This is a genomic window from Bradyrhizobium sp. 153 (assembly GCF_023073835.1).
GTDB lineage: Bacteria > Pseudomonadota > Alphaproteobacteria > Rhizobiales > Xanthobacteraceae > Bradyrhizobium.
On sequence record NZ_JADPKH010000064.1, the window covers coordinates 1 to 1,073 of the forward strand.

Genomic DNA, 1,073 nt, shown 5'->3' on the forward strand with positions numbered 1-1,073 from the left:
GTGCCGCGAAACGTTGCTTTGCCCGACACGGCTATAACGGCACCACGACCAAGAGCGTGGCGGCCGCCGCTGCTATTTCCGAGGCGCTGCTGTTCAAGCATTTCCCGTCCAAGGCGGCGCTCTACGCCGAGATCCTGAGCGACGAATGCGAGGCGGATCCGGCCCTGATGGAGCTGCTCGAACGGGAGCCCTCGACTGCCACCCTGGTCGAGGTGATCCGCGGCATGGTCGAGCATTTCCTTCACATCGCCGACGGGCCCGACCAGGAGGAGGCGCAGCGCCTGCGACTGATGGCCACGAGCCATTTGGATGATGGCGAATTCGCCCGTTTGCTATATGCCAAGATCGAGACGCTGATCGGGGCTGTCTTCGTCGCCTCACTCGAGCGCGCGGTTGCCGCGGGGGACGCACGGCCGTGCACTGGCGATCCACTCAACCTGTTCTGGTTCGCGCATCATTCGGTGATGACGGCGGCGCTGACCAGGCTGCCGGCCACGCCCTGTCTCGCTTACGGCAAGGCAAACGATCTGGAGCGGCAGCTCTGTGAATTTCTCCTGAGAGGTATCGGACTTAACGACGCCGCAATTGCTGCGCATCTAGGCCACAATCAGGCCGCGAATGCCGGCAAGACGGCGATTGCAGAAAGTGCATGACATGAACATCGTAGCCGAACACAAGATTTCGGGCCAACCGATCGACAACAAGGCTCCCAAGCGTCCGGTCCGGCCGGTGCTGTGGTTCATCATCGTCGGCGCGCTTCTCGCCGCGCTCGTCGGTGGCCTCGTCTGGTTCAATTATTTCCGCGGCCAGATGATCAAGCAGTTCTTCGCCAACAACAAGCCGCCGCCGACCGCGGTAAGCGCGGCCGAGGCGAAGTCGGAGGTGGTGCCGAACCTGCTCACCGCGGTCGGCAGCCTTGTCGCCGTGCATCAGGTCGACGTCAGCGCCGATGTCAATGGCCGCGTCACCGAGATCAAGTTCGAGCCCGGTACGCGTGTCGAAGCCGGCACGCCGCTGGTGCAGCTGTTCGACGCACCGGAGCAGGGCGATCTCGCCAATTACAAGGCGCAGGC

The 1,073-nt window shown here is 63.4% G+C and carries 1 protein-coding gene and 1 pseudogene; both read left to right on the forward strand.

The genetic code is table 11. From position 1 onward, the window contains the following. The coding region (locus IVA91_RS15160) for a TetR/AcrR family transcriptional regulator (RefSeq protein ID WP_247458894.1) at positions 1–653 on the forward strand (653 nt) is incomplete at its 5' end. 1 nt (position 654) lies between these two features. Beyond that, positions 655–1,073: pseudogene (locus IVA91_RS15165) on the forward strand (efflux transporter periplasmic adaptor subunit); the annotation flags it as partial.